At 37.5% G+C, this 22,204-nt stretch carries 25 protein-coding genes; 4 read left to right on the top strand and 21 right to left on the bottom strand.

Annotated elements, in window-relative coordinates; all coding sequences use genetic code 11:
* Positions 1-17 precede the first annotated feature (17 nt).
* The 4 genes from ABDZ63_RS03360 to ABDZ63_RS03375 all read right to left on the bottom strand — a co-directional run bounded on the left by ABDZ63_RS03360 (position 18) and on the right by ABDZ63_RS03375 (position 3,808).
* On the bottom strand, positions 18-893 hold the full coding sequence (locus ABDZ63_RS03360) for a GNAT family N-acetyltransferase (protein WP_343781777.1): 876 nt from the start codon (positions 891-893) through the stop codon (positions 18-20).
* 117 nt (positions 894-1,010) lie between these two features.
* Positions 1,011-2,138 (bottom strand): M20 family metallopeptidase, encoded by a 1,128-nt coding sequence (locus ABDZ63_RS03365; protein WP_343781779.1) that lies wholly within the window; start codon positions 2,136-2,138, stop codon positions 1,011-1,013.
* Between the two features lie 96 nt (positions 2,139-2,234).
* Positions 2,235-2,954 (bottom strand): hypothetical protein, encoded by a 720-nt coding sequence (locus tag ABDZ63_RS03370; RefSeq protein ID WP_343781780.1) that lies wholly within the window; start codon positions 2,952-2,954, stop codon positions 2,235-2,237.
* Between the two features lie 26 nt (positions 2,955-2,980).
* On the bottom strand, positions 2,981-3,808 hold the full coding sequence (locus ABDZ63_RS03375) for an ABC transporter ATP-binding protein (RefSeq protein ID WP_343781781.1): 828 nt from the start codon (positions 3,806-3,808) through the stop codon (positions 2,981-2,983).
* Between the two features lie 194 nt (positions 3,809-4,002).
* Between ABDZ63_RS03375 and ABDZ63_RS03380 the strand changes: the two genes are divergently transcribed.
* Positions 4,003-4,983, top strand: a complete 981-nt coding sequence (locus ABDZ63_RS03380) for an ABC transporter substrate-binding protein (protein ID WP_343781783.1) — start codon at positions 4,003-4,005, stop codon at positions 4,981-4,983.
* A 36-nt stretch (positions 4,984-5,019) separates the two neighbouring features.
* Complete coding sequence (locus ABDZ63_RS03385; protein WP_343781784.1) at positions 5,020-6,945, top strand: iron ABC transporter permease; 1,926 nt, start codon at positions 5,020-5,022, stop codon at positions 6,943-6,945.
* A 33-nt stretch (positions 6,946-6,978) separates the two neighbouring features.
* Here ABDZ63_RS03385 and ABDZ63_RS03390 read toward each other — a convergent pair whose 3' ends face one another.
* The 3 genes from ABDZ63_RS03390 to ABDZ63_RS03400 form a co-directional block, all read right to left on the bottom strand.
* Complete coding sequence (locus ABDZ63_RS03390) at positions 6,979-7,293, bottom strand: DMT family transporter (RefSeq protein ID WP_343781785.1); 315 nt, start codon at positions 7,291-7,293, stop codon at positions 6,979-6,981.
* Positions 7,293-7,634 (bottom strand): DMT family transporter, encoded by a 342-nt coding sequence (locus ABDZ63_RS03395; protein ID WP_343781815.1) that lies wholly within the window; start codon positions 7,632-7,634, stop codon positions 7,293-7,295. The genes ABDZ63_RS03390 and ABDZ63_RS03395 overlap by 1 nt, the downstream gene beginning before the upstream one ends.
* A gap of 169 nt (positions 7,635-7,803) precedes the next feature.
* The gene (locus ABDZ63_RS03400) at positions 7,804-8,373 is read right to left on the bottom strand and encodes a TetR/AcrR family transcriptional regulator (protein WP_343781787.1); all 570 of its coding nucleotides are present in this window, start codon (positions 8,371-8,373) and stop codon (positions 7,804-7,806) included.
* Positions 8,374-8,630: 257 nt separating this feature from the next.
* On the opposite strand from ABDZ63_RS03400, the gene ABDZ63_RS03405 reads away from it, so the two are divergent.
* Positions 8,631-8,933, top strand: coding sequence for a hypothetical protein (locus tag ABDZ63_RS03405; protein ID WP_343781788.1), 303 nt, complete (start codon positions 8,631-8,633; stop codon positions 8,931-8,933).
* Between the two features lie 185 nt (positions 8,934-9,118).
* On the opposite strand, the gene cydS is transcribed toward ABDZ63_RS03405, so the two are convergent.
* From cydS to ABDZ63_RS03420, 4 genes are all read right to left on the bottom strand, one after another.
* Positions 9,119-9,223 (bottom strand): cytochrome bd oxidase small subunit CydS family protein, encoded by a 105-nt coding sequence (gene cydS / locus ABDZ63_RS15820; protein ID WP_425541935.1) that lies wholly within the window; start codon positions 9,221-9,223, stop codon positions 9,119-9,121.
* A gap of 17 nt (positions 9,224-9,240) precedes the next feature.
* The gene (locus tag ABDZ63_RS03410) at positions 9,241-10,254 is read right to left on the bottom strand and encodes a cytochrome d ubiquinol oxidase subunit II (protein ID WP_343781789.1); all 1,014 of its coding nucleotides are present in this window, start codon (positions 10,252-10,254) and stop codon (positions 9,241-9,243) included.
* Positions 10,251-11,591, bottom strand: a complete 1,341-nt coding sequence (locus tag ABDZ63_RS03415) for a cytochrome ubiquinol oxidase subunit I (protein WP_425541936.1) — start codon at positions 11,589-11,591, stop codon at positions 10,251-10,253. Before ABDZ63_RS03415 ends, ABDZ63_RS03410 begins: the two co-directional genes overlap by 4 nt.
* Positions 11,592-11,828: 237 nt before the next feature.
* Positions 11,829-12,017, bottom strand: a complete 189-nt coding sequence (locus ABDZ63_RS03420; protein ID WP_343781790.1) for a hypothetical protein — start codon at positions 12,015-12,017, stop codon at positions 11,829-11,831.
* Positions 12,018-12,191: 174 nt separating this feature from the next.
* On the opposite strand from ABDZ63_RS03420, the gene ABDZ63_RS03425 reads away from it, so the two are divergent.
* Positions 12,192-12,599 carry a carbonic anhydrase gene (locus ABDZ63_RS03425; protein ID WP_343781791.1) on the top strand — a complete coding sequence of 136 codons (408 nt, stop codon included), beginning with the start codon at positions 12,192-12,194 and terminating at the stop codon, positions 12,597-12,599.
* Between the two features lie 59 nt (positions 12,600-12,658).
* On the opposite strand, the gene ABDZ63_RS03430 is transcribed toward ABDZ63_RS03425, so the two are convergent.
* The 10 genes from ABDZ63_RS03430 to ABDZ63_RS03475 form a co-directional block, all read right to left on the bottom strand.
* Positions 12,659-12,910: a phage holin family protein gene (locus ABDZ63_RS03430; RefSeq protein WP_343781792.1), complete on the bottom strand. Its 252-nt coding sequence runs from the start codon at positions 12,908-12,910 to the stop codon at positions 12,659-12,661.
* Between the two features lie 299 nt (positions 12,911-13,209).
* The gene (locus tag ABDZ63_RS03435) at positions 13,210-14,565 is read right to left on the bottom strand and encodes a GntP family permease (RefSeq protein ID WP_343781793.1); all 1,356 of its coding nucleotides are present in this window, start codon (positions 14,563-14,565) and stop codon (positions 13,210-13,212) included.
* Entirely contained in the window at positions 14,566-15,708 is a 1,143-nt protein-coding gene (locus ABDZ63_RS03440; protein WP_343781794.1) for a glycerate kinase, read from the bottom strand.
* Between the two features lie 84 nt (positions 15,709-15,792).
* Positions 15,793-16,899: a CdaR family transcriptional regulator gene (locus ABDZ63_RS03445; RefSeq protein WP_343781795.1), complete on the bottom strand. Its 1,107-nt coding sequence runs from the start codon at positions 16,897-16,899 to the stop codon at positions 15,793-15,795.
* A 149-nt stretch (positions 16,900-17,048) separates the two neighbouring features.
* Positions 17,049-17,369, bottom strand: a complete 321-nt coding sequence (locus ABDZ63_RS03450) for a hypothetical protein (protein WP_343781796.1) — start codon at positions 17,367-17,369, stop codon at positions 17,049-17,051.
* A 94-nt stretch (positions 17,370-17,463) separates the two neighbouring features.
* Entirely contained in the window at positions 17,464-17,820 is a 357-nt protein-coding gene (locus tag ABDZ63_RS03455; protein WP_343781797.1) for a DUF3221 domain-containing protein, read from the bottom strand.
* A 90-nt stretch (positions 17,821-17,910) separates the two neighbouring features.
* Positions 17,911-18,861, bottom strand: a complete 951-nt coding sequence (locus ABDZ63_RS03460; RefSeq protein WP_343781817.1) for an ArsA family ATPase — start codon at positions 18,859-18,861, stop codon at positions 17,911-17,913.
* A gap of 28 nt (positions 18,862-18,889) precedes the next feature.
* Positions 18,890-19,144 carry a cory-CC-star protein gene (locus ABDZ63_RS03465; protein WP_343781818.1) on the bottom strand — a complete coding sequence of 85 codons (255 nt, stop codon included), beginning with the start codon at positions 19,142-19,144 and terminating at the stop codon, positions 18,890-18,892.
* Between the two features lie 124 nt (positions 19,145-19,268).
* Positions 19,269-21,011 carry a carbon starvation CstA family protein gene (locus ABDZ63_RS03470; RefSeq protein ID WP_343781798.1) on the bottom strand — a complete coding sequence of 581 codons (1,743 nt, stop codon included), beginning with the start codon at positions 21,009-21,011 and terminating at the stop codon, positions 19,269-19,271.
* Positions 21,012-21,210: 199 nt separating this feature from the next.
* Positions 21,211-22,203, bottom strand: coding sequence for a zinc-binding dehydrogenase (locus ABDZ63_RS03475; protein ID WP_343781799.1), 993 nt, complete (start codon positions 22,201-22,203; stop codon positions 21,211-21,213).
* Between the last annotated feature and the right edge of the window lies 1 nt (position 22,204).

A 22,204-nucleotide genomic window follows, 5' to 3' on the forward strand; every position in this document is an offset into this window, starting at 1 on the left:
TCACCTAAAGCTTAGCGTCACCTCTCATTCGTAAAAGAATACAGGTCATGAACGCGCTTGAATCCTATTCTTTCATATAGTTTAATCGCTTTTTCATTACCAGAATTAACGCATAGGTCAATTGAGCTGATCGTTTCAAATGTAAATAACCATTTTAAAGCAGCTGTTAATAAAAACTCCCCATAACCTTTACCTCGCTCTGATTCTTTTACAGCAAAAAATTCTATACTACCCTCCTCAAACTCTGGTTCTGCTTCAACGTAAACATACCCTGCAAAACCTTGTTCATTTGTTATAATCAAAACTTTTCGAGTCCCATTTAAGCGGTTCAAAATTCGTTGTCCACTATAATATGCCTTGGGAAATACTTCGTCATGCAACGTTTTCATCTCGTCATAATCATTCTCAGTTAGCTCAACTAATTCTTGTTCACTGAGTTCAGATTGATTATGTTTTTCAAATGCTAAAACAATTTCTTTACTTTGTTTACTAAATCCAACGTTTTCAGCTAACTTCTGTGCCTTAAGATTACGTTTATTAGGAAACTTGTGTAAAGACTCTATTTCATTAGGAAGTAAACCAACCATCTGCTCCCATAAATCAATCGCTATTTCCCAATAACCCTCTTTAATAAACGGCCCCCATATTTCTGCACTACGATCTTCAAGGTCATAATCAAAGCCAAGCACGCCAACTAATTGATCTTTCACATGAGCTACAATGAAACTATTAGTATAATCAATATCTTCAATATCATCAATCATAGACTTTTTGATTTCTTCGTGATCCTTACCACAAAAACCGATATGTGACTCTTCCATGTTATTTAACATTGCTATGAACTTAGATACGTTATCAATTTCTTCCTCACTCATATTTTTAAACTTAACCATCACTGTTTCTCCCTCATCATGGTTTGCCCAATTTCTATATTAGAAATTTGCTATATCAACGCTTCAATCAATTCGGGCTCATCTTTTGAACAACACATCTCCTACACTCCATTCAACTTAAATGGGTAATCTGGTCAACAATCCAGCTAACAATGCCCCTCGTTTTGGCAGTTCACTAATAATAATATGTTCATGCTTAGCATGTAATCCATCGCCAATTGCACCTAAACCATCTAACGTTGGAATTCCCATAGCTGATGTAAAGTTTCCATCACTAACACCACCTGCTAATGTTTCACCTAATTCGACCCCAAGATCACCCGCAACATCCCTTGCGACTTCATATATCGTCACTGTCTCATCAGTTCTTTCCATTGGGTAGCGTTCAATACCACCTTCGACAATCAATTTAGTCTCCTTTAACATAGGCTTAAAGGCTTGAATCGCTTGATCGATTCGGTGGGCTTCTTCCTTTTTCGAAAAGCGACAATCAACTTCAATGACCGCTTCATCAGCAGTCACATTCCGCTTACTTCCACCCTGAATGACACCGACATTAATCGACGTGCCATTGTCTAAATCAGCTAAAGCCTGAAGCTTTACAATTTGGTGAGCTAGTTCATTAATCGCATTTGCCTCTGGTTTTGGTTCATTGCCTGCATGTGATGAGGTTCCGGTTGTTTTAATATCATAGGTCGCATCCCCTTTTCGTGCAGTTTTAATCAAGCCTTCATACCCTGTAGGTGGCTCAACAACTAGAACGGTATCAGCACCCTTTACCTCATCTTTAATAAAATGTTGGCCAGTTGGACTTTTAATCTCTTCATCTGCCGTGATTAAAAATTTTATCTTATAATCTAACTCAACATCTTCCTCCTGCAATGCTTTAATCGCCCACATACTTTGAACGATACACGCTTTCATATCGACTGTCCCCGGACCATATGCTTTGTCACCTTCTATGTAAAAAGAAAGGTCTCCTTCATCCCAAACTGTGTCATAATGTGCTAACATAACAACTGTTTTCTCACCACGTCCGATTTCAAACTTTAAATGCTTCCCCGTCTCCTCTTGTTCAAACGCATCACCATAAACACCTAAACGCTCATAAAAAAGCTGTAATATCGCATCTGCACAATGATCTGACAAATCCTTTCGTTTAGATGGCGATTCATACTCAACAATTAATTGTATATCCTTTAATATTTGATCTTGGTTGCTTGTTAAATAATTTTTGAAGTTCACTAAACTCTCCTCCTTCTCTTATTTAGTTTAACAAAATTCAAAAAATAAAAAATAGTCACAAATTAAAAAAACTCGATTCCTAAAATTGAAATCGAGTCAAGATGATCTATTAACTTTTAATTTGGGACAATAAGGACAAGGGGTACCACCAGAATCTGGAGTCTTTAAATACAGGCAACAGGTTTGTCTTTCAAATTGGTTCAATAAATCGTCAATCTGTTGATCGCCAACGAACTGTTTAAACGGAGAGTATCCTTCAATACCCCGCCAAACTTCATGGCTTAATAATAGGTCTAAATCATGTCTTGCCTTCTTTTCATCTAAAGGATTTGATAATAGCTTGTTAGAATACATCCAAACAATGTAACTCCATATATTTTCCCATAATATTCTCCGGGAAATATCTGTTTTTTCATGGAGTAGCTGCACCATCTGAAATCCGTTATTGTATAACATATGCTGTAACGTCACCTCAGCATTAAATGACAACTCCCATTGATCTTCAGTCAAATTAAATGTGGGTAACCACCGGCCATTTTGGTATTGATCATAAACATTTATCTCTGTCATTAAGCCTGTCCAATATAAACGATATTTGCTATACATAAATAATTGCGCCGTTAATAAAAATGCATAACGACGCATCCACATGGAAGCAAGCACCTTATCATTAGGTGCTATAATCCGTTTATGAAGCCTGGAAAATAATAAGTCACTATTTTCAAATAGATAATTAGGCATGAGTTTTGAATAATGCTTATTTGTAACAACCCGAAATGATTTAAGCTCTTCTAATTGTGTATGATTTATTTTCATGTAAGATAAACACCTTTGATGGGATATTAGTGATCATTAGCCACATTTACATTATTGAAAAGACAACGCCCTTTACCATGTGGAATGCATAGTGGAGTACCAAATAACGGGTCTTTAGCTACTTGACACTGCATTTGGAATACATGATGTACATTCTCACAGGTAATGACTTCCTCAGGTTTTCCTTCTATAAATACTTTTCCGTCTTTAATTGCAATTAAATGATTAGCGTACCTGCAGGCTAAGTTCAAATCATGTAATACCATAATGATAGTGCGACCTTCTTCTTGATTTAAATCAAATAGTAAATCTAATATATCAATTTGATGAGTCAGGTCTAAATACGTTGTAGGTTCATCAAGCAGAATCACATCTGTATCCTGTGCTAAAGTCATCGCAATCCACGCTCTTTGACGCTGTCCACCTGATAATTCATCTACACTGCTGTCTTTTAAGTCTTGTAGCTTTGTTTTGTTTAATGATTCTTCCACGATTCGTTCATCTTCATCTGTCCATTTTTTAAAGAAAGACTGATGTGGATAGCGCCCTTGTTTAACTAATTGATGCACCGTTAAGCCCTCTGGAGCTGTTACAGATTGTGGTAATAATGCTAAGCTCTGAGCGACTTGTTTAGATGGCGTTTTAGCTATGTCTTCACCATTTAACAGAACTGCCCCAGTAGATGGCTTTAATAGTCGAGCCATCGATTTTAGAAGTGTCGATTTACCACACCCATTAGCCCCGACTAATACCGAAATTTCACCTTTAGGGACTTCTAAATTAAGATCATTGATTATAATTTTTTCATCATACCCTAAAGTTAATGACTCTGCTTGTATTTGATGGTCTGTCAATGTAACCCACACCTTTATATAAATAAGTAATCATCATTGATAATCATTCTCAAATAAAGGGTAACTTAATATTAACTATATGTCAATTTAACTTGTTTAATTAAAAACCCTTGCACAAATATTAAAAAAGGTATACTATAAAAATGCATTAATTGATAATGATTATCACTCACAATTATAGGAGGCTTTTACATATGTCAAAATATAAATTAATTGCAGTTCTTATGATCACGTTCACGATGATCCTAGCTGCTTGCAATACCGATGATGAATCACCTGACGAAAATGAAGATTCATCAGATTCTATTACGATTTCTGGTGATTTAGAAGATGTAGAACTAGACGAAGAAGCTGAAACTGTCGTGGCATTAGAATGGACTTATGCTGAAGATTTAATAGCAGTCGACCATGAACCAGCAGGTGTCGCTGATATAGATGGTTTTCACCAATTTGTGAACATCGGTGAAACATTAAGTGATGATGTGATTGATGTTGGTACACGTCAAGAGCCAAACTTAGAGACTATCGCATCATTGGACCCTGATTTAATTATTGGTATTACTTTTAGACACGAGGGGATTCGTGATCAATTAGAAGCCATTGCACCAACAGTCTTCTTTAATCCATATCCAGAAGAAGATGAATACGACCAATATGAAGAAATGGAAGACACATTTAGACAAATCGCAAAAGCAGTTGGTAAAGAAGAAGATGCTTTAGCTGTGATTGACAGTCTTAATGATAAATATTCAGAGGCTGAAGAAGCGATTAATGACGCTGCTTTAGATACTAATGAAACGATTCTGACTTATGGTTGGAGTGCCGATCAAGCTCCTATTTTCCGATTGTTCACGCCTAACTCAATGGCTTCAATCATTATGGAGAAAGTCGGATTAACTAATCCATATGAACCAGATTCCTTTGAAGCTTATGGTTATAGTGAGGTAAACGTTGAAGCGTTCACTAATTATGAAGATGCTAATTACTTATATATCGTAGAAAATGACGATGATTTATATGAAGGTGAATTAGCTAATCATAGTGTTTGGAACGGCTTAAACTTTGTTGAAGAGGGTCGTACTTATCAAATGGAAAGTGACACTTGGTTATTTGGAGGTCCTCTATCAGCGGAAGTGCTAGTCGAACAAATTACTGAAAGCATGATGTCAGAGTAAATGTCTATTTGGAGCCCAAAGTCCCTCATTTCATTAATGACGGGACTTTTCCTGTTATTGATCATTAGCTTGGTTCATTTATCGCAAGGCCAAGCTGGATTAACATTCACACAAATTATAACTGACGTGTGGCATCCTGGACGTGTTCAAGATATCGTTTTAGACCTGCGTTTACCGCGATTAGTGATCGGGATTTTAGCAGGTGGTGCCTTAGCTGTTTCAGGTTTATTATTTCAAACATTAACAAACAACCCCTTAGCTTCAGCTAGCACTTTAGGAATTAACTCTGGTGCTTTCTTTGCCGTTGTATTAGCGGCTGTATTTTTCCCAGTGTGGCTTAATCAATTTTCTTTCTTAGTCGCATTAATTGGTGCGGTTTTAACAACATTATTCGTCTTAGCACTAGCCGGTAAAGAGTTAAACCCAGTAAGAGTAGCTTTGACTGGCATGATTATGACATTACTCTTCTCATCACTTACTGCCGCTTTACAGCTGTTATTCGAAAATGAAACAAGCGGTTTATTTCTGTGGGGTTCAGGAACTTTAATTCAAATGGATTGGTCTAACACTCAATTCGCCGCTCCACTCATTATGATCGCCATTATCATAGCTTTACTGTTAGGACGATCATTAGACATATTAGCCTTAGGTGAAGACATGGCTCGTTCTTTAGGTCAATCGGTTGGAAGAGTGAAATTCATCTCCTGGCTTTCAGGCATTACCTTAGCATCAGTCGTTGTCAGTGTAGTTGGTGTGATTGGGTTTGTTGGACTAATTGCACCTCATATCGTTCGCTTATTAGGCATTAAAGGTCATCGTCCATTAATTGTCCATTCATTTATGTGGGGGAGTGTCATTCTAATTATTGCTGATACCATCGCTCGGTGGATCCAACCAGGGCAAGAGATCCCTGTTGGTGCCATGACAGCATTAGTTGGTGGTCCGTGGTTAATGTTTTTAGCCTATAAAACGGCTAAAAACCAAAAACGCGGTGAAAAAACATTAGGCGGAACCAAAAACCCGGTATCAGGTAAAGTCATATATCCAATTCTCGCAGTCATTAGTATGCTCATAATTTATGTATCATTATCTTACGGAGGCGTAGAATGGGCTTCAATTCAAGAATGGTTTGAACCGATTATTCAAAGTTTCCGTTTTCCACGCGTATTATTAGCGTTTGTTATAGGGATGATGCTTGCTATAAGTGGTTTAATCCTGCAAGGTGTACTTCGTAATCCACTTGCTGATTCAAGTATTTTAGGCATTACATCACTCGGTGGAGCTGGAGCAATGATCTTCTTAATTGCCTTCCCTAGTCTATCAATCGTGTGGATGCCAGTAGGTGCATTATTAGGTGCATTTTTAGCGCTAATAGTTATTCTTTTATCAGCCTGGCGCAATGGTTTACAACCTATTTTAGTCGCCTTAATGGGAATCTCACTATCAGCATTTGGCTCAGCCATTATCCAAATATTAATAGTAAAAGCAGACCTCGTTGTAGCTTCTGCTCTTGTATGGCTTTCTGGAAGTACGTATGCCAAGACATGGACTGAATTTCAGTTAGTATTAGTACTGTTCATTCTCTTGCTTCCTCTAGCAATTTATTTAACGCGATCACTTGATGCTATTGCTTTTGGCGATGAGCTCGCAACTAACCATGGAATTAATGTTTCAAAAACGCGTTTAATCGCACTCGTAACAAGCGTAGTCTTTAGTGCAATTGCTGTTTCATTTGTTGGTACGATAGGTTTTATCGGCTTATTAGCTCCTCACATGGCTAGAAGGATAGTAGGGTTTAATCACTTACCATTATTAATAACTAGTTCATTATTAGGTGGCATTTTACTCGTAGCAGCTGACTTTGTCGGACGAACCATATTAGCACCGAATGAAATTCCATCAGGTCTTGTCGTTGCTTTAATAGGTGCACCTTACCTCTTATATTTATTAAGAAAGTCATAATGGAACCCCTAGCGTAATGGCTAGGGGTTTTCATTATGATACTAATTTCAAGCCAGTCACTCCAATTACAATTAGAGCTAAGCTAATCATACGATTAATGTGGCGCGATTCGCCAAAGAAGATCATGTTAATAATAACGGCTCCTGCTGTTCCTAACCCGATCCAAACCGCGTAAGCTACACTTAATTGTAAATAAGCCATGGAACTATATAAGAAAAAGAATGAAAATCCAAATCCACCTGCAAAAACTAATAAATTGCGCTTGTTTTTAACTTGACTAAACATCTTCAAGCCTACAACTCCTATTACTTCACAAATCGCTGCAATTAAAATTAAGATCCAACCCATTATGCTTCTACCTCACTTTCTGCTTGGTTATCAGCTAATTTCAAGCCAATTACCCCGATAACTAAGATTCCAATAAATAACACTTTCGCAAAGTCAATCACACCAGCAAACAAGTAATAATCCATTAAAACAGTACCAATTGAACCAGCTGCGGCGAAAATGGCATACACAGTTCCAGTCGGTAACCCTTCACAAGCTTTTGATAAAAACCAGAAGTCAATAACAATAACTGTCGCAACAATTCCCCAATGCCACCAAGTAGATGCAGTTGTCATACCAAACACCCATAACAGTTCAAAAACACAAGTTAACACGACATAAACCCAATGTTTATTCATAATTAAACTCCTCTCTTTCTGCTGACTGAATTTCAGTCATTTTTCAAAATAAAAAAATAGCTATAGTAAATCTATTCAATTGTCACATAGTCTTGTTACACAACAACCCGGAGTTCCACCTAGGTGATAGAATCTCTTTTCAAGTATTGGAACTCCATTTGTCATGATTAGACTATTTTTTAAGCGCTTGGTATAAAAATTTGGACAATGCTTCTTTTTGGTCGCGTTCTTCTTGTTCCTGATATTCATCATATAAAAATACTTGCTCTGCTGTCATCTCCATAGTTCCAACGGTCAGTTTAGCTAAACGGTAACTGTCGGTATTTTGACGGATTGAACCATTTGATTGATTCTGATCAATAATCTCTTCAACTTTTTGATAAAGTGATGCGTATATATTTTCCCATTGGTCAAGTTGATCACTTGTAGACAAACCTGCATACGTTAGTACCGTTAAATCACGGAATTCCTTCGATACTTGGAAGGCAGCCTCAATTAATTGATTCACTTGTTCTAATAACGGAGCATTTAACTTCACTCTCTCATCAATCGCCTCGACCCATTGTTCAATCATTTTCTCAGCTATGGCTGGCATAACAGCTAGCTTGGATGGAAAATATAAATAGAAAGTCCCTTGAGCGATACCCGCCTGTTTAACAATGTTAGAGATTTTGGTTTTTTCAATTCCTTGTTCTTTAAACACGTCAATTGAAGCTTGAATGATTTTCTCTCGTTTATCCATAGCTTATTACTCCTTTTTAACCCAAAAGTGACTGACTATCATTCATCGTATCTCTTACTTTTGACTTTGTCAACTGACACATTAAATTAATTCGATCTGTTATAAACATTATTAAACCACTACCCAGGTCACTAAAGTGATACCAGTTTATTTTACAAAAGGCTATTAGGGACACTCGTGAAACGAACGATAAGTTGTAGAAAAAAGTAGTGATTAATTAAACCACTTCTATTATAATAATGATAGAGGTGATCGAAGTGGATAAGCAATTGCTTGATTTACTTACAGAAATAAACCATGAATTAAAAAGTGTGAAATCAGATGTTAATTCCTTTAAATCAGAAATCAAAACAGATATTCACTCCAACAATTCCGATATGAAAAATGTAAAAACAGAAATGCACCATCGTTTTGATTCTATTGAAGCAAAATTAGAAGATATTGGTGAAAAGTTTGAATTGACTAATGAATTAGGGATTAATGAAATGGAATTTATTCTTGATAAGGTTAATAAAATGGAAAAAGATATTTACATTTTGAAAAACAGGAATAGTAACTAAGAACGAGTGCGAAATTAACAAGCGGGCGCAAATTTGATTTAAATTTGCGCCCGCTTTTTTCACTTTAGATAAAGATGTGGTCATGTCCAATCAGCACAAAAAGAGCTAGTTTATTCAAGCTCCTTTTGCGATTCATACTCCAAGTTAAACCTCTCTCTAATAAGTGAGACAATCCAACTTACAATTTATTCTTCATCAAATTGTGTGCCTCTGGATGCTGCCCAAAAAGCAAGGCCAATTGATGCAATTAATACGATAAACGGTGCGTAATAGATTAGAAATTCAGTCATGTTCAATCACCCCGTTATTATTTTTTTCCTAATACGTACTTGTCATCAAATAAGAACAAGCGCATTAATAAATATAGTGATGGAATTAACAATAATAATCCTGCAACAAACGCGACAATTAACGCGATTGCCATTGACTCATTCGTTGCCCCATCATGAACCGTTAAATGTGGGTACAACAAGTACGGATATTTTGAAATACCGTAGGCATAAAAGGCAAAGGCGAATTGGCCAATCAATAATACAAATGCCAGACCATAGTTTTTCTTCTTCCAAATGAACCATACACTTATAATAAAGAACACTAGTGAGATTGCGAACATCCACCACAAATTCATTATTGACTCAAAATGTTCTGGGTTATGAGAACGTAATTCATAAATGATCCCACTTGCCGTTACAATTGTTGGAAGCGCCCAAATAAGCGCATATCGACGTAACACTTTTGTCGCTTCTACGTCTTTAGCACGGTTTGCATACCATGTTAAGAACACTGCTGAAATATACAACACTGCAGCTATACTTAAGACGACAATACTCCATGTAAGTGGACTTGAGAACAATGCCCAATAATCTAAGAAAGGACCATCATCTGTTATTTCAACAAATCCACCTTCAGAAATCGTTAAAACAACAGATAAGGATGCAGGTAAAATCAGACCTGTTGCACCATACATGAACGCATAGCCACGGTGTCCTTTATTCCCATACGTCTCAAAGGCATAGTATGAACCGCGAATCGCCAGTAATATAATCGAAATACTGACTGGAATGAGCAAGATACTGCCATAATAATAAGCCGTAGATGGGAAAAATCCAATGATCCCAACGAAGAAAAACACTAAGAACACATTTGTCACTTCCCAGACTGGTGACAAATACCTTTGAATTACTTTCGTTAAAATATGCTGTTTACCTGTAATTAAACTATATGCATTAAAGAACCCAGCACCAAAGTCTACAGACGCCACAATCACATATCCAAACAAGAACGTCCACAATACAATCATACCTATTAACTCATAACTCATGAACGATCACCACCTTGTTCACCCAATTCCTCTTCAACCGGATGATTTTGGAATACTTTTCTTAATACAACGATTACACCGATTCCTAAAATCAAGTACACTCCACCGAAAAGGAAGAACATATGGCCGACATATTCACTTTGAGTCGCAGCCTCATCAACCGTCATAACACCACGTAAGATCCAAGGCTGACGACCGAATTCTGTCATCCACCAGCCTGATTGAATCGCAAGCATTGACAATGGACCACCTATGACAATTAACCAACGGAATCCATTTGACTTAACTATATTCCACCCTCGACGCATCGCAAACCAATAAGCAAATGACAAGGCGATCATAAACATACCGATCGTAATCATCGTGTCGAACAAGTAGTGAACGAACATTGGTGGATGCTCTTCTTCAGGGAATTCATTTAACCCAATTACTTCTGCACTTGGATCATTGTAGGCTAAAATACTGAGTGCATAAGGAATCTCTATACCGTAATGCACTTCATTTTCATCATCTAAAACACCCCATAAAATGAGTGGCGCCTCAGATTCTGTTTCAAAATGCCATTCAGCCGCTGCCAGTTTTTCTGGCTGATGCTCTGCGAGGTATTTACCTGCAAAGTCACCTACAACCGCCGTTGCTACGGCAAATATTAATCCTATCTTCATCGTTAAATGAAGCGCCTTCTTATGATAAACATGGTTTGAACCACGAATTAAGCGATACGCTGCAATCGCTGCTAAAATGAACGCAGAAGCCATAAAAGCAGTAGAAATAACGTGCGCGACCTTAGTCGGTGTCGCTGCATTAAACATCGCTTCAATTGGGTTAACCCCTGTCATTTGACCATTAACAATATCAAATCCAGTAGGCGCATTCATAAATCCATTTACTGTCGTAATGAAAAATGCAGACATAGCCGCACCAACTGCTACAGGAACTAACAACAATAAGTGCTTACGCTGATTTTCAAAACGATCCCATGTATATAAATAAATACCTAGAAATATAGCTTCAAAGAAAAACGCGAAAACTTCCATAAATAACGGAAGTGCAATAACATGCCCAGCTAGCTCCATAAAGTTCGGCCAAAGTAAAGCAAGCTGCAGGCCAATAGCAGTACCTGTCACAACACCTACTGCTACTAATACAACAAACCCACGTGCCCAACGGCGTGCCATCATAATATAATGTAGATCATTTTTCTTTATTCCAACCCATTGTGCAATCATAATCATGAGTGGCACACCAACGCCTAACGTTGCAAAAATCACGTGGAACGTGAGCGTCAGAAGCGTCAGCATTCGACTAGAAAATACCGGATCTTCAAATAACAGCATCCCGATCCCCTCCTTCAGGGCTGTAACAATAAATCTTACAATATCATTGTACCCTATAAACCGAGCCCTAAAGCGTCAAATTCTTGATGGATTTTTGGCTAGAGTGTGATGATTTTGTGAATAATTTCACATATTGATCTAATCTGTGACAAAGCACTAATTACAGGCTACTAATCCTTCTGAGAGGAGATTTCTTACTTACACGAAAATATTGATCCTCTATTCACTCTACTAAGATTATCTGAAAAACAGAAAATAAATAACACCGCCTAAGAAAAAGAACGGTACAACGACAATTAAATGATTCTTAAACGCGTTCCAAAAAGATTTGAATCCCTTGCCTCCATCTTGATTAGTTGCTAGTTCAGACGATAGCCAAATAATAAAACCTACTATGAAAATGATTGCTATAATCCATGTTGTCATAGTGAACCTCCCTCAACTTCATTCTATTATTCTAAAATAACCATATACTACTTCTTCATATCTAATCCAAATCCCTTCTTCTTGAGTCAGGTAATAAATGCACCTCCTCCCCATGACATTTCAACCTTTTCAGATTATAATAGACATATAGAATAATCGTAGGGGGAGTAAGTTATGAGTGAAGCGAGTTTTGCAACAGCGATCAACTGCATGGATGGACGTGTACAAGAGCCCGTTACGAACTGGTTAAGAGACAATTTCCAAGTGCAATATGTTGATAAAATAAATGAAGCCGGACCTAACAAAGTCCTTTTAGAAGGAGATGCACAAACACTAGCATCTATTAAAAATCGAATTGGAATTTCCCATAACGGCCATGGCTCTAAAATCATTGCCATTGCAGGACATCACGATTGCGCTGGCAACCCGATTGAAAAACAAGAAAAAGTTGAGCAAATTAAAAAGAGTGTTGAGCTTGTTCGTGGCTTTGGCTTTGATATGGAAGTAGTCGGCCTTTATGTCAACGATCAGTGGGAAGTCGAACAAGTTACAGACATTCTTGACAGTTCATTAACCCAATAAGTACATCCTTACTAAAAAAGCTCCCGAATGCAACCTGCACCCGGGAGCTTTAAGTTTATCTAATTGACTTCTCTCATCTGTTTAACAAGCTGATGTCCAAACACTGCTGCACCAGTTACAAGAATGGCTTGAATAAGTGTTTGTAATGAAAGGCCCATCATGATTGTTGAGAACATAATACTAATGGCTAGCAACGCAAATGGGATAAAACGATTCGGCATGATTGAGGAGGTTTTAATCATTTTACCTAGAATCATTAATACTGGAATTAAAATTAACGCATCATCCATTATATAATTCAGTAATTCCATAACTCTCACTCCTTTCATTTAGAGAGTTCTTATTAATGGATCATCCATTTTGAGCTGCTTGTACCACCTTACAGATTACCTATGATAAGCCAACCCTTATAATTACTATATTATGAGTGCATTTGAAAGTTCAGAAGTTATTTCAATCATTACTATATAAAACTAATATATGCTTTAACAGTTTGATAGAAACGGCATATATAGTAGTTATCTCTTTTATATAATCGAATTAAACAATTAGTAAGTGTTACACAAAAAAAGAGCAGAGAATAAATCTCTGCTCTAAAACTAATAATCTCTTATACAAATATAATCCAAATAGCAATTGATAATGTTATAGCAACAACACCTTGAACAAGTGTTGCGGCTGTTTGACCTTTATATGCTTGTGTAACACTCATACCACTAAACTCTTTAACAACCCAGAAATAGCTGTCATTAATATGTGAGACAACCATCGCACCGGCACCAACTGCCATAACAACTAACGCCATTGGTAGTGGGTCTTGAATGCCAACATCTATTAATAATGGTGCTACTAATGTTGATGTAATTACTAATGCTGTTGTTGAAGAACCCTGTGCTGTCTTAAGTGCCGCTGCAATTAAGAATGGTACGAGCAAGAATAACGCTCCTGTTAAGAATGGATTATCACCTAAACTTTCAATAAAGCCTGTAATATTAGTAGATGAAATCACATTACCAAACGCACCACCCGCACCTGTAATTAATAGAATAGGGGCTGCTGTCTTTAAACCCTCATTAATCCAATCATTCATTGTCTCGCGATCAAACTTTGGCAATAAAGCAAAAGCACATAATACACCGACTAATAATGCCACTGCTGGCGCACCGAAGAATAAGATGATGTCAAAGAATAATCCTTCCCATCCAGCAAAAGTTACAATCGAACCTAAAGAGATTAATATAATCGGGACAAATATCGGTGCAAAAGCTTTAGTCGCTGATGGCATCTCCCCAAAATCTTTAATCACTTCTTCATAGTCAATTTGCATCTCGTCTTCGCCTTCAACTTTAATCTTCGTCCCAACCTTAATCGCCCAGAAATAACCTGCCATAATCGTTGGGATTGCTATTACAATACCAATTAATATAATCGTCCCTAAATATTGTTCAGCTCCAATATTACCAGCAGCTGCAATCGGCCCTGGTGTCGGTGGAACGAGTGTATGTGTTGCGAATAGACCCGTTGATAACGCAATGGCCATTGAAGCAACTGCCACTTTCGCTCGTTTTGCAATTGCTTTTTTTAATGATGAAAGAATAATATAACCCGAGTCACAAAATACAGGTACACTAACGATACTACCAATCATACTCATCGCAAGTTGAGGTCTTTTTTCACCTATTAATCTTAGAATCACCTCTGCCATACGATAAGCCGCACCAGTCTTCTCGAGTAAAACACCAATTATCGTACCAAAAACAATCACTAAACCAATCCCGCTCATCAAGCCACCAAATCCATCATTGACTGCTGTTACAACTTCTTCTAGTGGCAATCCAGCGAAAATACCTAGTAAAAAGGCTGCAATAATTAACGATAAGAACGGGTGCATTTTAAACTTTGCCGTTAAACCGATTACCAATAAGACAGCAGCGATGATGACAATTACTAAACCTAAGCCATCCATTTACATTTCCCCCGCTTTCATAAGTTGTTGATAAAAATGCACGACATTCGCCGTTTGAGTTAATAGGAGTTTTTCAGCATTATCCATGCATTCAGCTAGTGACATCGGCTCATTTGTAATCGAAAAGACACCTAAAAATAGTTCACGTAACTTTCCTTCTTGGTCATCTATTGCCCCTGAAATTAGAATACAAGGAATATCGTGCTTTTTAGCCAACTTCGCTACATACCCTGGTGCTTTTCCATAAAACGTTTGAAAGTCACTTTTTCCCTCGCCGGTGATCACTAAATCACTCGTTCGAATCTGTTCTTCTAACTGAGTCACTTCTCCAATTACTTCTGCACCTGATGTAATGACAGCACCAATCGACATAAGCGCAAACCCCAAACCTCCAGCGGCCCCAGCTCCTTTTGTATTCGCAAACGACTTACTCAAAGCTGTTTCTACAACAGTACTATAATGAGCTAACGCCACATCCATCTGCTCAACCACTTCTTCTGTTGCCCCTTTTTGTGGTCCAAAAACATGTGAAGCACCATTTTCTTCACACAAAGGGTTTTCAACATCTGATGCAACTTTGATGTCGCAGTCTTGCAACCTAGAATCAAGCCCTTGTAAATCAACCTGATCTACATTTAGTAAATCTCTGCCGAACGAGCCAACTTCATCTCCTTCATAATTGTAAAACTTAGCACCTAAAGCTTGAAGCATGCCTAGACCACCATCATTTGTTGCACTCCCACCTAGTCCAATTAATAGCTTGCGGTAGCCTTCATCCAAGGCAATAGAGATCAATTCTCCTAGTCCGTAAGATGTCGTATTGAGTGGACAGCGTTTACTTTCTGGCACTTGCACAAGACCACAGACGCTGGCGACTTCAATTAAAGCTTCATGATTGACACCACTTTCACCCATAAAGGTAGAAATTGTGTTACCTAATGGACCTGTCACATCATAATGTAAGCGCTTTCCATTTGTTGAATAAATTAAGGCATCCACTGTTCCCTCACCGCCATCTGCCATCGGAATCTTCCTGCAAACAGCTTTAGAGAATACAGTTTGACACCCTTCTTCGATCATATTACTAGCTTGTTTAGCTGATAAACTTCCTTTAAAAGAATCTGGGCTAATGGTGATTTTCATGCCTGTCATTCCTCCTATTAAAGTCTAGTTTAGTGAACATTTTGTTACAAAACAATCCACAGCTTGAACGAAATATTATAATTTTCAGTTAATTATTTTGTGCAAATGACTAAACCGTTGTCTCGTCAATAAAATATATAGCATTAGTGCTTCTTTGACATTTTTCGGATTTAAATTAGTTTTCTGTTTAATCATGTCTAATCGGTAATTTAGTGTGTTTCTGTGGATATGTAATTGTTGCGCAGTTTCATTCGCATGAAAATTGCAGTTAAAATACACATAAAAAGTATGTACATAATCTCCACTCAAGTTATTGAGATAATCTTGTTCATCGCTAAGTAACCCCATTGCTTCGTTTGAGATTGACCGTATTGCGACTTCCAATTTTAAATCTCTAATATTTACAACATCGTTCTGCTTATTACTAAAGTCGCTCATAAACCATGCTTCTTTAGCAAACATATATGACTTTCTTAGACCACTTACACCTATATCAAACGTGCCAATGTAAAGCCCGTTTTCAGGTAAAATCTCTTTAATGATTGATGACTGTTCATCTGTTAACTCTTTCTTAAATGCGACAACAATTTCATATTGATTAAGTAGAATTATAAATGCATAATGCGGCACATACTGATTTAAGGTGTGAGTAATTTGATCAATATTGAAAGCTGTATGTTGACTAGTAAAAAGTGCGATTTGATAAGATTGATTCAAATAAACTTCATCAAGATAATCTGCTTCTTGTACTAATTGACTTTCATCAAAACCTAATGGATGAACTAACTTTTGTATCCAATCACGCAGCCTTCTTTCTCTCACAAAATTTTGTCGTTCAACCGCCGTTTGTTCAATAATCATCTCTATAGTCATACGCGTCATATTAGCTAGTTGGAAAACATGATCGGGGTCACCTGTAACACCAACAACTCCAATAATTTCATCTTGAAACATAACAGGTATGTTAACTCCTGGCTTCGTGTTCGGATACTGGTCTATAAGTTCATCTTTTATAATGACCGTAGATTGTCTTTTTAATGCTACCATAGCCCCAGAGTGAAATTCCCCGATACGAGCAGGGTCAGAACTTGCCAATATTGTCCCTGTTTCATCCATTAAATTTATTGGTACATCAACTGTTTCATTTACTCTTCTAATCATTTCATTTGCCAACTTTACAGTCAGTTTCATTTGATCCTCTCCATCTGATTATTCTTTTATTTGATCTTATCATAGCCTAAAATAAAAAAGCCTAAATAATAGGCTTTTTGTTATGCTAACGTATAGGTGAAAGGATCCCACTAAGTGAATTTAATTATAAGTCACTAGTGGTATAGATCCTATGTAAGCAAACTAATTACAACAGGACTTATTAATAGTAAAACACCTGAACTAATTAACCCTTTATAAAACAAATGGTTAAACTTCATCTTCGGTTCACCAGGATAAAGACGCGAATATTGCAACTTACGATCTTCAAAAGCTAAAATAAGCGCAACAGCACCAGCTAATCCGAGCGCCCCAATCCCTTCTCTTGATAAGCCAAAATGAGAGTAAAAGTAAAGTAAAAAACCTGTTACAGCAGTCCACAACAGCCAACATAATAAGCAGTAAACTAGAAATTGAAGAGAAAACTTGACCTTACTTTGACTATGTTCCATATCATCACCACACAAATTGAGTTATACTCTCTTGTTCTAGATACAACACTCAAATCCTGCAAAATAAAAAGACTTAAGATCAACTCCTAAGCCTTTAATCGATATGGTGTACTTCTTTTGCCGAACTTTGCCCTGGGTAAGACTCAGCTACTGCTCCGTGGATCACTTCAATGTGATTACCGACAGCTAACTGATTAATCCTACTTTCATCAATCTCACTTAGACTGAAATAAATCGCCTGCCCAGCCTTTTCACCAAATTGATCTATATCTTCATGGTTCGCTTCTTCTTCATCTACTTTATTTTCAGTAACAAGTATTTGATTATCCTCTACTTTAACGATATACCCACTGAAGCTTGGATGTTCGTCTAGGTTTTGCTCACCAGAAGTGGTACCTGTTCCACAAGCTGATAAAAAGACAACTATTAGAATCACCACTAACCTCTTCATGAAATGACCTCCTCTTTAATTAGACGTCATGCACTAAGAAAAGTGTCACTAAAAATTTTGCCCATTGATTGGCTGAAAGCGGAATTCAATTCAAGCGTGCGTTTTATTTAAAGAAGTTAACTGGTCGGCAAATACATTTAGCCGACCTAAGTCAGAAATGTCTTCTTTATATAAAGGGACTTTTAATACAGCTTGATCCTTAAATTGCTCGTCTATGCTTTTCAAGTAGTTAACTTCAATCTGTCTTCTTTTCTCTAAAAATTGACCATCAGCTTCTTCTGGAAGAACTTTATTAACAATCAAATTCCTAACATGAAGGTTATGTTGTTCTAATTGTTTAATCGCATGTTTCGTTTCAATGATTGGTAGCCTTTCTGGAATTAATACAAACACAAATCCGGTCCGTTCTGTATCTAGAATTACATCTCTAGCTAGTGAGAACTTCTCTTTTCGTTGTTGCAAGATATCATAGATTGGGTCATCAACCGGTTCACCGTCATTTAATAACTGGGTATAGTTTTCATTTGTTTTTTGTCTTTTTTCTAGCATACCATCGATCCAAATATTCATTAATTCTGGTAAAGTAAGAAGTCTAATCGTATGTCCAGTAGGCGCCGTATCAAAAATGATCTTATCAAATTGCTTTTGTTCTTCTATTAAAATTGTAATTAAACGGTCAAACAATGCCGCTTCTTCTGCTCCAGGAGATGCACTTGCTAAATCGATTTGTCTATGGACTTCTTCTACCATTTTAGACTTAACAAAACCTTTTAAGTTATCTTTTACTTGATTCATATAGCGTTTAGTTTCTGTTTCAGAATCTATTTCGATTCCCCATAGATGTTCTGATAACTGCTTTTTTTCATGTGATAATGGTTGGTGAAAAATATCCCCTAAATTATGAGCTGGGTCTGTTGAAACAACTAAAGTATTATAACCTGATTGAGCATACGAAAGAGCAAGAGCAGCTGATGAAGTCGATTTACCAACTCCGCCTTTTCCACCGACAAAAATGATCTTTTGTTCTTGTATTGTATTCATCTCATCACTCACTTTACTTAAGGTATCATTAGCAACATCGAATCCCATCTAATGGTGAATGTTCCATGCCCATTCTCAAATGCCAATCGTGGAATTTCTCAATAATAAACGGGTACAACTCCAATGTGTAATAAAATGCAGGGTTTGGTATACCAAGCATGTCTGAGTAGACTAGTAATAAAAACAGATCGTCTTCATCTCTTAATTCTCTAGCTATTTCAGTACGATGTGGTGTACTTAACATTTCATCATACAACTCGATCACTCTTTTAAGTTTTTGCATAACCTTTTGTTCTACCAATGACCTCACCCTTTAAGTATGCTACACCATATTTTATCAAAATAATCAAAAAAATCCTATTCCATTATGTAAAAAAGCCGCACGCGAGGTACGGCTTTCCTTCTTGTTAGGCTACATCTTTAAATTTATTATTTTTTCTTTCACTTGAAATGACAGAAAATGCTGTAATTACAATCCAAAGCGCAAATACAAATACAATCGCCCCGAATGTGAACAATAACCAATCGGTATTACTGGCCCATGGCGCCCAATCGGTAAAGACTTGAATGAACATCGCATATAAGGTCATAATCATTAAGAACACCATTGGAATTAATGCAGGTAACATGCTGCTTCCTCGGCGTCTTAAGAAAATCGCAAGTAATAATAAACTAATACCTGCTAAGAGCTGATTCGATGTACCAAATAGTGGCCATAATAGATAACCACCAGACCCAAAACCATTTGGCCCTTGTGGAATCAATGCTAAAGCTGCACTGGATACGACTGCAATTGACGTTGCGACATGTTTCTTCGTAATAGATGGAAGCTTGTATTCCACACCTAACTCAGAGATGATATAACGCATTAGACGGACAGATGAATCAAGAGTCGTCGCCGCAAAACTAACAATAATAACCGCAATGATCGTTGGTGCAACTGTTGCTGGAATCCCAACACCTGTTGCTAATGCAGCTGCCCCATCGACAAACACGCCTAAACCAACATCTCCAGCAGTCCCAAAACTATTATAAGTTGCTAAAAAGTCATTTGAAGAACCGAAGAATGTTACTACTGCGATAATGGCTATTAAAGCTAATAACCCTTCACCAATCGCACCTAAGTAACCAACGAAACGTACATCACGCTCATTATTCAACTGCTTACTCGTTGTACCTGATGATACTAAACCGTGGAAGCCTGAAATAGCACCACAAGCAATCGTAATAAACAGTATTGGGAACCAAGGAGTATCAGTAGCCTGTGGATTTGTCATTGGTGCTGTTACTTCTGGTGAGGTAATAAATAAACCTACATATAATATGACCAAACCGATCACTAATTGATGTGAGTTAATATAATCTCTCGGCTGTAGTAATTTCCAAACTGGCAATGTCGAAGCAAAGTACACATAGATCATTAAAATGATAATCCAAACAAAGAAGGCTGCTGAAGTTGCATTAAGTCCTATGAAAGTAGTTGCCCCTTCACCACCAAAGTAGCGGACTAAATCTATTTGAAGAGGTTCAACATAACTTGCAATAACGGCTGTACCATACATAACGATTAAAACGATTAAAGATGGTAACAGCATACTTCCACTACGCTTATAAACGTGATAGCCAATCCAAATGGCTAGTGGAATTTGAATGAAGACAGACAACACAGCTGATGGATTTGAAATGAACAAGTTAGCAATCACCCAAGCAAACACTGCGTTCACCATTAATACGAGTAACAAAATGATAAATAAGAATAAAATTTTCGCACGTTGGCCAATCAGTTTATTCGCCAATGTTCCTACTGATTGACCTTTATTTCGTACAGACATAAATAACGTACCAGAGTCATGAACACCTGCAGCAAACACGGTACCTAACACAACCCACACTAACGCAGGTAACCACCCCCAATACACCGCGATCGCAGGACCTAAAATAGGTGCTGCCCCCGCAATTGACGTGAAATGATGCCCCCACAGCACATATTTATTAGTCGGAACAAAGTCTACTCCATCCTTATACTTATGTGCTGGTGTAACATATGCTGGGTCTAATCGGTAAATCTTTTCTGCGATGAACTTTGAATAAAAGCGATAACCAAGGAAGAAGATTAGAAAACCAGCTAGTGCTAACCAAATACCACTCATAACACATTCCCCCCTAAATTGGTCATTATAGCCAAAATTTTATACTTTATCTTTCATAATTTCAAGATTTATCTAAAAATTCAGTTATATTAAATAACTCGTCTCTTTTATTAAAACTATTCACACATTATCTATAATAGGACAGAAATTTTATTTTAAATAAAAAATACCACCCTGAAATAGTTCAGGGTGGTTAGTATTACTCTACATGAAATCCAATTTTCCCAAAGTTCTTCGTATCACGTAAATACTCAAATGCTTCAAGGTAATCTTCCATGTTAAACATACGATCTAACTCAGGCTTAATGCCGTGTTTATCAACAAACTGAAGCATTTCACAAAACTCCTCTGCACTTCCCATCGTGCTACCTAATAAATTGTGCTGACCATAGAAAAATTGGCGAATGTCAATTTCCACTTTATCTTCAGTTGTCGCACCGAAAGTCACGATTGTTCCACCTGGGCGAACGATGCCTAACGATTTATTAAACGTCGCACGGCCAACACTCTCAATAACAAGATCAATCGTTTCATCTTTCAATTCTTCTTTCCAATCAGACTCTGTTAGAATACCAACGTCTGCGCCTAATTTTTTAGCCGCTTCTAACTTTTCTTCATGCCTTGAAGTCACAATAACACGCGCGCCTATTGCTTTGGCGAATTTCAACACGAACGTTAAAACACCACTTCCGATTCCAGGAAGCATCACCGTATCGCCTTCTTTCACTTGTCCTCGTGTAAACAAAGCTCTAAATGCCGTTAGACCAGCTAATGGCAACACACCTGCTTCTTCCCACGATAATGAGCTAGGCTTTTTCTCAACATGTTTAGCATCAACAACCATATATTGAGCGAATGTTCCATCATCTGGTAATCCGACTATTTGAAATCTTTCTGGCGGTGCATCACTGTTTTTCTCCCAGCCAACACCAGGGTTAATAACGACTTCATCACCTACTTGCCACTGATTAACGCCAGCACCGACTTCTTCAATTACCCCTGCCCCATCAGAACCGAGTACTAACGGTGGGCCCCCTTCTTGCCGACGAGATGTCACCGCCACATCACGACGATTCATTCCGACTGCTTTTAACCTTACTTTGACTGTTCCTTCTCTCACCTCAGGATCAGTCACATCTCGATAATCTAAACCTTCTAAACCTAGTTTCTCTTCATGAATAATCGCCTTCATG

Source organism: Alkalibacillus silvisoli (genome assembly GCF_039521975.1).
In the GTDB taxonomy this organism is placed as follows: Bacteria; Bacillota; Bacilli; order Bacillales; family Alkalibacillaceae; genus Alkalibacillus; species Alkalibacillus silvisoli.

Excerpts from the sequence above, each read along its gene's own strand:
- ABDZ63_RS03430 (WP_343781792.1), bottom strand. The coding sequence starts at position 12,910 with ATGGAATTACTGAATTATATAATGGATGATGCGTTAATTTTAATTCCA.
- ABDZ63_RS03455 (WP_343781797.1), bottom strand. The coding sequence starts at position 17,820 with ATGAAGAGGTTAGTGGTGATTCTAATAGTTGTCTTTTTATCAGCTTGT.
- ABDZ63_RS03360 (WP_343781777.1), bottom strand. The coding sequence starts at position 893 with ATGGTTAAGTTTAAAAATATGAGTGAGGAAGAAATTGATAACGTATCT.
- ABDZ63_RS03460 (WP_343781817.1), bottom strand. The coding sequence starts at position 18,861 with ATGAATACAATACAAGAACAAAAGATCATTTTTGTCGGTGGAAAAGGC.
- ABDZ63_RS03470 (WP_343781798.1), bottom strand. The coding sequence starts at position 21,011 with ATGAGTGGTATTTGGTTAGCACTAGCTGGTTTTCTAATCTTCTTCCTT.
- ABDZ63_RS03445 (WP_343781795.1), bottom strand. The coding sequence starts at position 16,899 with ATGAAACTGACTGTAAAGTTGGCAAATGAAATGATTAGAAGAGTAAAT.
- ABDZ63_RS03465 (WP_343781818.1), bottom strand. The coding sequence starts at position 19,144 with ATGCAAAAACTTAAAAGAGTGATCGAGTTGTATGATGAAATGTTAAGT.
- ABDZ63_RS03390 (WP_343781785.1), bottom strand. The coding sequence starts at position 7,293 with ATGGGTTGGATCTTAATTTTAATTGCAGCGATTTGTGAAGTAATAGGA.
- ABDZ63_RS03380 (WP_343781783.1), top strand. The coding sequence starts at position 4,003 with ATGTCAAAATATAAATTAATTGCAGTTCTTATGATCACGTTCACGATG.
- ABDZ63_RS03370 (WP_343781780.1), bottom strand. The coding sequence starts at position 2,954 with ATGAAAATAAATCATACACAATTAGAAGAGCTTAAATCATTTCGGGTT.
- ABDZ63_RS03440 (WP_343781794.1), bottom strand. The coding sequence starts at position 15,708 with ATGAAAATCACCATTAGCCCAGATTCTTTTAAAGGAAGTTTATCAGCT.
- ABDZ63_RS03400 (WP_343781787.1), bottom strand. The coding sequence starts at position 8,373 with ATGGATAAACGAGAGAAAATCATTCAAGCTTCAATTGACGTGTTTAAA.
- ABDZ63_RS03450 (WP_343781796.1), bottom strand. The coding sequence starts at position 17,369 with ATGGAACATAGTCAAAGTAAGGTCAAGTTTTCTCTTCAATTTCTAGTT.
- ABDZ63_RS03425 (WP_343781791.1), top strand. The coding sequence starts at position 12,192 with ATGAGTGAAGCGAGTTTTGCAACAGCGATCAACTGCATGGATGGACGT.
- ABDZ63_RS03385 (WP_343781784.1), top strand. The coding sequence starts at position 5,020 with ATGACGGGACTTTTCCTGTTATTGATCATTAGCTTGGTTCATTTATCG.
- ABDZ63_RS03475 (WP_343781799.1), bottom strand. The coding sequence starts at position 22,203 with ATGAAGGCGATTATTCATGAAGAGAAACTAGGTTTAGAAGGTTTAGAT.
- ABDZ63_RS03435 (WP_343781793.1), bottom strand. The coding sequence starts at position 14,565 with ATGGATGGCTTAGGTTTAGTAATTGTCATCATCGCTGCTGTCTTATTG.
- cydS (WP_425541935.1), bottom strand. The coding sequence starts at position 9,223 with ATGACTGAATTTCTAATCTATTACGCACCGTTTATCGTATTAATTGCA.
- ABDZ63_RS03420 (WP_343781790.1), bottom strand. The coding sequence starts at position 12,017 with ATGACAACATGGATTATAGCAATCATTTTCATAGTAGGTTTTATTATT.
- ABDZ63_RS03415 (WP_425541936.1), bottom strand. The coding sequence starts at position 11,591 with ATGCTGTTATTTGAAGATCCGGTATTTTCTAGTCGAATGCTGACGCTT.
- ABDZ63_RS03410 (WP_343781789.1), bottom strand. The coding sequence starts at position 10,254 with ATGAGTTATGAGTTAATAGGTATGATTGTATTGTGGACGTTCTTGTTT.